The organism is Polaromonas sp. AER18D-145 (genome assembly GCF_002379095.1).
In the GTDB taxonomy this organism is placed as follows: Bacteria; Pseudomonadota; Gammaproteobacteria; order Burkholderiales; family Burkholderiaceae_C; genus Polaromonas.
Map to the genome: position 1 here is coordinate 1 of NZ_NBZV01000081.1, position 8,983 is coordinate 8,983.

General features: G+C 63.6%; 10 protein-coding genes and 1 pseudogene. 8 read left to right on the plus strand and 3 right to left on the minus strand.

Translation table 11 applies throughout. The annotated features are described in order from the left end of the window. From B7G52_RS22530 to fliR, 8 genes are all read left to right on the plus strand, one after another. Positions 1 to 846, plus strand: an 846-nt coding sequence (locus B7G52_RS22530; protein WP_170954856.1) for a flagellar hook-length control protein FliK, incomplete at its 5' end; no start/stop codon positions are given. A 122-nt stretch (positions 847 to 968) separates the two neighbouring features. Then, a complete protein-coding gene (fliL, locus tag B7G52_RS22535) occupies positions 969 to 1,451 on the plus strand; it encodes a flagellar basal body-associated protein FliL (protein WP_096699901.1) in 483 nt (160 codons plus the stop codon). A 21-nt stretch (positions 1,452 to 1,472) separates the two neighbouring features. Beyond that, positions 1,473 to 2,477: a flagellar motor switch protein FliM gene (gene fliM / locus B7G52_RS22540; protein ID WP_096699902.1), complete on the plus strand. Its 1,005-nt coding sequence runs from the start codon at positions 1,473 to 1,475 to the stop codon at positions 2,475 to 2,477. Further along, on the plus strand, positions 2,470 to 2,931 hold the full coding sequence (gene fliN, locus B7G52_RS22545) for a flagellar motor switch protein FliN (protein WP_096699903.1): 462 nt from the start codon (positions 2,470 to 2,472) through the stop codon (positions 2,929 to 2,931). The genes fliM and fliN overlap by 8 nt, the downstream gene beginning before the upstream one ends. Beyond that, a complete protein-coding gene (gene fliO / locus B7G52_RS22550; protein ID WP_096699904.1) occupies positions 2,928 to 3,404 on the plus strand; it encodes a flagellar biosynthetic protein FliO in 477 nt (158 codons plus the stop codon). Before fliN ends, fliO begins: the two co-directional genes overlap by 4 nt. Positions 3,405 to 3,460: 56 nt before the next feature. Continuing rightward, a complete protein-coding gene (gene fliP, locus B7G52_RS22555) occupies positions 3,461 to 4,177 on the plus strand; it encodes a flagellar type III secretion system pore protein FliP (protein ID WP_096699910.1) in 717 nt (238 codons plus the stop codon). 27 nt (positions 4,178 to 4,204) lie between these two features. Continuing rightward, positions 4,205 to 4,474: a flagellar biosynthesis protein FliQ gene (fliQ, locus tag B7G52_RS22560; RefSeq protein WP_096699905.1), complete on the plus strand. Its 270-nt coding sequence runs from the start codon at positions 4,205 to 4,207 to the stop codon at positions 4,472 to 4,474. Next, the gene (gene fliR, locus B7G52_RS22565; RefSeq protein WP_096699906.1) at positions 4,474 to 5,268 is read left to right on the plus strand and encodes a flagellar biosynthetic protein FliR; all 795 of its coding nucleotides are present in this window, start codon (positions 4,474 to 4,476) and stop codon (positions 5,266 to 5,268) included. The genes fliQ and fliR overlap by 1 nt, the downstream gene beginning before the upstream one ends. Positions 5,269 to 5,340: 72 nt before the next feature. On the opposite strand, the gene flgL is transcribed toward fliR, so the two are convergent. The 3 genes and pseudogenes from flgL to B7G52_RS22580 form a co-directional block, all read right to left on the minus strand. After that, positions 5,341 to 6,558: a flagellar hook-associated protein FlgL gene (gene flgL / locus B7G52_RS22570; protein WP_096699907.1), complete on the minus strand. Its 1,218-nt coding sequence runs from the start codon at positions 6,556 to 6,558 to the stop codon at positions 5,341 to 5,343. A gap of 20 nt (positions 6,559 to 6,578) precedes the next feature. Next, a complete protein-coding gene (gene flgK / locus B7G52_RS22575; protein ID WP_096699908.1) occupies positions 6,579 to 8,570 on the minus strand; it encodes a flagellar hook-associated protein FlgK in 1,992 nt (663 codons plus the stop codon). Between the two features lie 158 nt (positions 8,571 to 8,728). Then, a pseudogene (locus tag B7G52_RS22580) lies at positions 8,729 to 8,983 on the minus strand (methyl-accepting chemotaxis protein); the annotation flags it as partial.

Here is an 8,983-nt window from a genome sequence, read left to right on the forward strand (position 1 = left end):
GCCCTGCCCACCCGGCTCCAGGCCGCGGAGGCCAGCCCGGCGGTGGCACTGGTCACTGCTGGTATCAGCGGCCCGTCCGGCGCTGCGGACGGCGGCACGGCCGGTCAGTCGCCGCAGCACCGCGGCCAGGCCGACAACCTGCCGCAGGTCTCCGCCGAAACAAGCACAGACAGCGGCCCGGAACCCGACACCACACACGGCAGCGTCAAAATGCCCCTCCCGGCGATGGCGGCGCCCGATGCCATATCGGCAAGCACCAGCGCCAGCGCCATCGGTCAGGCGGTTGTCACCGACATCTCCGCCGCCGGCGCCACCCCGGCCCTCAGTCCGGCCGGCGTCGCAGCAGCGCCAGCACCAACTGGGATGCCTGCCTCCAGCGCGGCGCCTGCCGCCATGGCCCGGTCGCTCGCTCCCGAGGTCGGCAGCGGTGAATGGGGCAAGGCCCTGGGCCAGCAGATGATCCACATGGGCAAGGGCGGTGAACAGGTGGCGGAGCTCCAGCTCAATCCCCCGGGACTCGGCCCCCTGAAAGTCACGCTGAGCATGAACGACCACCAGGTCCAGGCCATGTTTGTGTCGGCGCATTCATCGGTGCGGGCCGCCGTGGAGGCGGCCTTGCCGCAACTGCGCAGCACCCTGGCTGACAGCGGGATCAGTCTCGGCAACACCTCGGTCAACTCCGAGAGCCAGCAGCAAGCCGCCTTCGCCCAGGGCCAGAACGGGCAAAACGGGCAGCGCGGCTACCGGGCGGAGCGTACGCCCGACAACCTGGCACCCCCGGTCCGGCCAGCCATGGAAACTTCGCGCCCCCTAGGCAGAGGGATCAGCGTGGACACCTACGCCTGAGGAACGCCACAAGGCGCGTGTCCGGCAAATGCCGGATCTGACGCGTTTTACCCCTGCTTATCCGGCGATGCCGGGCGCCGGTTTTCGAAAACAATCGACTCTCAAATCCCAACAGCAAAGTCATGGCCACCAGCACTCCCCCCGCGAAGACACCCAAGACTCCCAAGTCGCGCAAGCTCCTCGTCCTGCTGATTGTTCTGGGCACGCTGGTTGCCCTGGCGGCGGCTGGCACAGCCTTTTATCTGACCAGCCAGCGCAAGGAAGCCGCGTCCGCCACCGTGGCGCCTGTCGATCCGATTTTTATCGCTCTGGAGCCCATGACCGTCAACCTCCAGCCCAACGGCCGCAGCCGCTTCCTGCATGTGGCTGTCACGCTGAAGGTGCCGGACGTCAAGTCGCAGGCACTGGTTGCCCAATACCTGCCTGAAGTCCGCAGCAGGCTTCTCACGGCCTTGTCCAATCGCGCGGCCGAATCGCTGGTCACCCCGGAAGAAAGAGCCCAGCTGGCCGCTGACATCATGAAGACGCTCAACCAGCCCTTCGTGGCCAATTTGCCGTCGCTGAAGATCTCCAGTGTGATGTTCACGACTTTCATGCTGCAGTAACCCGCTCAATGAAATTCACCCATGGCTTATGACCAGCAGCTGTCCCAGGACGAAGTAGATGCGCTGCTGCAGGGTGTCACCGGTGACGCCGACGCAGTCACTGCACCGCCACCGCCCCAGGAAGGTCCGCCGACCTACAACCTCGGCACCGATGATCGCATCGTGCGCAGTCGCATGCACACGCTGGAGGTCATCAACGACCGTTTTGCCCGGCATCTGCGCAGTGCGCTGCTGACCTTCATGCGGCGCAGCGCCGACATTTCAGTCGGCGCGGTGCAGATCCAGAAGTACGGCGACTTCATCCGGCACCTGCCGGTTCCGGCCAACATCAACCTCATGCACATGAAGCCGCTGCGCGGCACGGCCCTGTTCGTGTTCGACCCCAAGCTGGTCTTCCTCGTGGTGGACAACCTGTTCGGCAGCGACGGCCGTTACCACGTCCGGATCGAGGGCCGCGACTTCACCCAGACCGAACAGCGCATCATCAAGCGGCTGCTCAACCTCACGCTGGAAAGTTACGGCAGCGCGTGGCAGCCGGTCTATCCGCTTGACTTTGAATATGTGCGTTCCGAGATGCACGCCAAACTGGCCAACATCGTGGCGCCCAACGAAGTGGTGATCAACACCACCTTCCAGATCGAGTTCGGGCCCATCGGCGGCGCGCTCAATGTCTGCATTCCGTACTCCATGATCGAGCCGATCCGGGACCTGTTGTCCAACCCGCTGCAGGACGAAATCGAAGTTGACAAACGCTGGGTCAAACAGCTGTCGCAGCAGGTGCAAAGCGCCGACGTCGAGCTCAGGGCGCATTTCCTGACCATGCAATCGAGCATTGGCCAGCTGCTCAGGCTGCAGGCCGGCGACGTGCTGCCTGTCGAGATTCCGGAAACGATCATCGGCAAGGTCAACGGCGTGCCCGTCATGGAATGCGGCTACGGCACCTCCAACAACCACTATGCCTTGCGCGTGGAAAAAATGATCCACCACCAAGACAGCGACTCCAGCAAGGGAAAAGACCATGAGTGAAGACAGCAAGCAAGAGCCGGCGGCAGAAATGGACGACTGGGGCAGCGCGCTCGCCGAGCAGGCGCTCGCCTCTGCACCTGAACCGGCACCCGCCCCTGCCCCACCGCCTCCGACGCCCGCAGCACCGTCCACGCCGGCCGGCGAGCGGGTTTTCCAGCCACTGCAGGGCAACGCGGGTTTCGAAATCGCCAAGGGCGACATCGACAGGGTGCTGGATGTTCCTGTCCAGCTGACCGCCGAACTGGGACGCACGCGCATCACCATCAAGAGCCTGCTCCAGCTGTCGCAGGGCTCGGTGGTCGAACTGGACGGCCTGGCGGGGCAGCCGATGGATGTCTTCATCAACGGCTACCTGATTGCACAGGGGGAAGTGGTGGTGGTCAACGACAAGTTCGGCATTCGCCTGACGGACATCATCACGCCATCCGAACGCATGCAGAAACTGAACCGATGAGCCGGCCGGACATTCGTGCGCTGGCCGCCAGCGCGCTGGCCTGCGTCAGCTTTTCCGCCGGTGCGGTGTTGCCGACCGTTCCCACCGCTACTGCGGAACCCGTGCGGTCCTTCGGTGCCGCCGGCCTGCTGCAGGCCGGCCTGGGCCTGGCCGTGGTGCTTGCCCTCATTTTTCTCTGTGCCTGGGCCGCACGGCGCTTCGGCTTGCAGCAGGCCGGTGGCGGCCGCCTGCTGAAAGTGGTGTCCAGCGCCATGGTGGGCCAGCGCGAACGTGTCGTGGTGGTGGAAATCGGCGGCTCGTGGCTGGTGCTTGGCGTCGCCGCGGGCCAGGTCAACGCGCTGCACACCATGCCGGCGCAAAAGCTGTCCGAATCCGAAGCGACGCCGTCCCTCAGCGGCCTGGCCGGTGTCAGTGCGTTTTCACAAAGGCTGGCGGAATCCCTGAACAAGCTGGGAAAGCGGGATGGCCAGTGACAAATCCTGTCTGCCTGCGAAGCCGCGCGGCGCTGCCGCTCCTTTGGCCATTGTTGATGCTGGCCCTGATGCTGTTGCCGGCCCTGGCCTCTGCCCAGGGTCTGCCGGGCATCACCAGCTCGCGTGGCCCCGGCGGAAGCCAGACCTGGTCGCTCAGCGTGCAGACCCTGGTACTGCTGACCTCCCTGTCTTTTCTGCCGGCGCTGCTGCTGTCCATGACCAGCTTCACCCGGATTCTCATCGTGCTCGGCCTGCTGCGCACGGCCATCGGCACACAATCATCGCCGCCCAACCAGGTGCTGGTCGGGCTCTCGCTGTTTCTGACCTTTTTTGTCATGTCGCCCGTCTTCGACAAGGTGCACAGCACGGCCTACAAACCTTTTGCCGAAAACAAGATCAGTGCCGAACAGGCCCTGGAGCGCGGCGTCGAGCCCTTCAAGCAGTTCATGCTCAAGCAGACCCGCGAGGCTGACCTGGCGCTGTTTGCCAAGCTGGCCAACATCGAGAAACTGGAAGGGCCGGAACAGGTCACATTGAGAATCCTCCTGCCCGCCTTTGTGATCAGCGAGCTCAAGACCGCTTTCCAGATCGGTTTCACGATCTTCATTCCCTTCCTCATCGTCGACCTCGTGGTTGCCAGCGTGTTGATGTCCATGGGCATGATGATGGTGCCGCCCGCCACGATTTCACTCCCGTTCAAACTGATGCTGTTCGTCCTGGTCGATGGCTGGCAGCTGCTGATCGGGGCGCTGGCCCAGAGTTTTTACACCTGACGCTGCCGCACCGGGAAAGATCGACACATGACACCTGAATCAGTCATGGCACTCGGCTACGAGGCCATGAAGCTCTCGCTGCTGCTCGGCGCGCCCCTGCTGCTGGTGGCCCTGGTCACCGGTTTGCTGATCAGCCTGTTCCAGGCGGCGACCCAGATCAATGAAATGACGCTGTCGTTCATTCCCAAGCTGCTGGCCGTGTTTGCAACGCTGGTGATTGCGGGTCCGTGGATGCTCAACAGCGTGCTGGACTACATGCGCAACCTGTTTTCATCCATTCCGCAACTCGTTGGCTGATGCCTCCTGTTTTCTCGGTCACCTCCGACCAGCTCAATCTCTGGATGGTGGCCTTTCTCTGGCCTTTTGTGCGCATGCTGGCGCTCATCAGCACCGCGCCCATCTTCAGCGAAGCCGCGGTGCCGCGCGCCGCCAAGGTCGGCCTCGCCGCCCTGCTGGCCATTGTTGTTGCGCCCACGCTGGGTGCCATGCCTGCGGTGCCGCTGGTGTCTGCCGCCGGCTTCTGGATCCTGATCCAGCAAGTCCTCATTGGTGCGGCGATGGGTTTTTCCATGCGCCTGGTGTTTGCTGCGGTGCAGGCGGCCGGTGAATACGTGGGCCTGCAAATGGGCCTGTCCTTTGCGTCCTTTTTCGACCCGACCAGCGGCGGCAACACCATGGTCATCGCCCGCCTGCTCAACGTGATGGCCATGCTGATTTTCCTGGCGGTAGACGGCCATCTGGTGGTGATCATGACACTGGCAGAAAGTTTCCAGGCCTTGCCGGTGGCCGATGCCCCCCTGGCTGCCGGCGGCTGGTTCCTGCTGGCGGCGGCGGGTGGCGAGATTTTTTCGGCCGGCCTCATGCTGGCGCTGCCGCTCATCGCCACGCTGCTGACCCTGAACCTGGCCATGGGCATCCTGAACCGGGTCTCGCCGCAGTTCAGCATTTTTGCCGTTGGTTTTCCCATCACGCTGCTGGCCGGCATGGCCATGCTGCAGTTGCTGATGCAGTACCTGGCGCCTTTTCTGGAGCCGCGGTTTGCAGCGGGGTTTTCGACCACGCTGGAGTTTTTGCAAGGTTTGAGGCCTTAGCCCAATATCCACGGATGCAGACAGCTATTAAATGTATAGCAGATAGCGCGTCTGCCTGCACAGCCATGAGGCCTACAGGTAATTGAACAGCGAGATCTGCTGGATTCTCACAAAGGTCTGCTGGCTGGCCTGCAGTGCGGTCTGGCGCTGGTAAAACTCGGAAATAGCGCGCGCATAGTCCAGGTCCTGCAGGTCGGACAGGTAACTCTTGTCGTAGACGGCGCGGCTGCCACCGGTGGCTCCCAGCGCGTCCAGCTCCTGCAGGCGCGTGCCGACCGAGGCGCGCACTGTCAGGACGTTGTCGTGTGCATTGGTGATCTTCCTGTTGCCGGTGCTCAACGCGTTCAACAGCTTGGCCTGCGCGGCCGGGCCGGCGTTGTCCACCGGCGCCCGCAACGCGGCGACCACATCACCAATCGCCGCAAACATGTCCGTTCCGGCATTTTTTGCCGTGGCGACGCTGAAGCTGTCGCCCGCGGCGGGAGCGCCGGTGATGCTGATCTGCAGGCCACCGAACTGGAGGGGACTGCCTGCCGTGAACGCCGTGGCTGGCACCACAGCGACCGGCGGCACCGTCGCTGTATCGACCTGGTAGGTGGTGGCCGTCGGAAAACTGATCACGAAGTCCTTGCCGTAGTTGGGATCGGCCAGATCCGTCACCGACGTCGCGCCAAACACGCCGCTACCGGTATTACCGACGGGCGATGCACTGACGTAGCCTGCGCCGCCCTGCACGGTCTGAAAAATGCTGCGGCCGTCGTCCATGCCGGCCATCTGCCGGGACACGTCCACCTGCATCAGGCGCTGGCCCTGGTCGCCGGCATAGAGGATGCTGCCGTCGGCCTGCCGCACAAACGGCGCGCTGGCACTCTTGAAGCCAGCGAAGAGGAACTGCCCATTGCCGTCATCGGTGTTTGCCAGGCCCTGCAACTGGTCAATGCTGCTTTGCAAGGTGGTGGCAATGGTGGTCCGGTCAGCGTCGGCCATCGTGCCATTGCCGGCCTGGACCAGCAGGCCCTTGATGTTCTGCAGGATGGTGGTGACGCTTTGCAGGCTGTTTTCTTCCAGCGACAGGGTCTGCGTGGCCTGCGCGCGACTGGTCGCGTATTGCGAGTTCAGCGCGATCGACTGCGAGGCCGCCAACGCGCGCGTGGCGCCAAGGGGGTCGTCCGACGGCGCGAGGATTTTGGTCATGGCGCCCATCTGTTGTTGCACCCGCAGCAGGCTGCTTTGCTGCGCGCCTATGGCGGTCTGGCTCTGTTCGTAAAAAGACTGGGTGCTGATGCGCATCGTGAACTCCTGGGCAAGGTTTAGCGGCTGATGCCCAGGACCGCGTCAAACATCGTTGACGCCGTCTGGATCACTTTGGCATTGGCCTGGTACATCTGCTGGAACATCAGCAAATTGGCGGTTTCTTCATCCTGGTTGACACCCGATACCGACTGCTGGGCAGACCGGATCTGGGTGGTCAGGCTGGTCTGGGCGGTACCGGCAATCTGGATCTGCCGGGCCTTGTTGCCGACGCTGCTGACCAGTTGCGCATACGCGTCGTTGAAGCTGGCCGACCCATTGCCCATGGTTTTCTTGTTTTGCAAGGCGCCCAGCAGCAGGGCATTGCTGCCATCGGAAACGCCACCGCTGTTTTTTTCCACGGTGAACCGGTCGCTGTTCGACGGCTGGCCGCTGATGGTGACGGTGATGCCATTGAAACTCATGGTCGCCCCCGGCGAATACGTCACGGGCGCGCCCGCGGCGTAGGGGCTGGCAGGGTCGGGCACACCGTTGGCAGGCGTCACCGTGACGGCGGCTCCGGCCGGAAAACCCGACAATTGATTGGTGGCGCTGTTGTAGGTCAGTGTCACCGTGGCCGCCAGCGGTGTCGCCAGGTAGGCGGCGTCGACTTTTCCGGCGCTGATGGCGCCGCTGCCCTGGTTGCCAGCGGTGTTGCCGGTCACGATGGGCGAAGCCGCCGCGATCCTGGCCGGGTCGGACACCAGCACCGACAGGTCACGTGCGCCGGTGCGGGTGGGCTGAATCAGGAAAGAGTCGCCCGGTGCGCCGGCGCCGCTGGCCAACGTCAGGGTGACGCCGTCGAAGGTGGTGGTGTCCGCAGGCGCTACACCGGGAAAACCAGCTGCCAGGGGAATGGTCTGGTTGTCCGACAGCCGCGTCAGGGTGTAGGCCGGTCCGGCGGTCACGTCCAGGCGGTAGTCGCTGGTGGTCAACTGGTTGCTGTCGGAAAAAGACGGCGTCAACACCAGGTTGCCTGTGTTCTTGCTGTTCAACAGTACACCGGGGCTGGCCTGCGAGAAGAAATCAGAACCCAGAACACCGTTCAGATCAATGCCAAGGTTCTGCTGGGCATTGAAAGTATCGGCCAACACAATCGCCATGCGGCCCAGCGAGTTTTGCGCCGGGGCCAGCGTTTCGCTGCGAAATTGCAACAGCCCGCCGAGCGAGCCACCGCCGCCGAGCATGCTGTCCTGCAGTTGCACGGCATTGCCGGCAGCGTTCACCACCGCGACAACGGCGCGGGTGGGGTCGCCCGACGATGGCACCGCCGCCAGCCTGGTGGCCTTGTCGCCCAGCACCAGGGTCTGCCCATTGCCAATGAAGATGTTGTACTGGCCGCCGTCCTGCACCACCAGCTTGGTGCCGATTAACTGCCCCAACTCATTGACCAGTTGGTCCCGTTGATCCAGCAGGTCATTGGGCGCCTGTCCGCCAGTGGCATTGCTGAGCATGGCCACTTGCTTGTTCAGGCTGGCGATCTGCTCGGCATAAGTGTTGATCTGCTCGACACTGCCGGCAATCTGGTCGTTGACGCTGCCGTTGAGGCCGGTCAGGTACTGGTCCATGGAACGAAACTGGTTGGCCGTGGCTTGGGCGGAACTGATCAGCTGCTGCCGTGCCGCCGGATCGGCCGGAGTGTTGGCCACCGCCTGGATATTGGTGAACAGGGACTGCAGCTGGGGTGCCAGGCCCGCTTTCTGATCGGCCAGCAGGTTGTCGATCTGGCTGATCTGCGTGGAGTAGGTGGTCAGCGACTGGTTCAGGGACTGCGCCTGGTTGAGCTGCGACACCAGGTACTGGTCGTAACTGCGTGTCACGTCACCCACCTTGACACCGTTGCCGAAGAACCCAACGCTGGGGCTGTAAGTGCCGCCACTCGATGCAAGCTGCGCAGCCTGACGGCTGTAGCCGGGGGTATTGACGTTGGCGGTATTGTGGCCAGTGGTCACCAATGCGGCCTGGGCGGCATTGAGGCCGCTCAGGCCTGTATAAAACATGCTATTCGACATTAGGCTGGCCTTTCAAGGCGGCGACTGTTACCCGGTGACGCGGCGGCGTTTTTCGACTGCCTCTGGAATAGATAACGACATTTCCCCGGAAAACTTGAGGCTGGAGCAGCCGCCCGTTTGCAGAAAACTTCAGCCTCGACGCTCCGGGGGCTCATGAACTAGAACGTTTCCCAGCTGCCACCGGCCGTGGCCAGCTCGCCGCCGGGTGCAGCGGGCCTGCGCGGCGCAGCAATGGCGCGTTTGGCCGGCGGCGGCTGCATGGGTCTGGCCTTGGGACTCGCAGGACGGGCGGGCGCCTGGTGAGCCTGGTGCTGCACCTGGTCGCTGCCCAGCCGGAACACGCTGACCACCTGACTGAGCCCGCTGGCCTGCTCCTGCAGCGAGGACGCTGCCGCAGCGGCTTCTTCCACCAG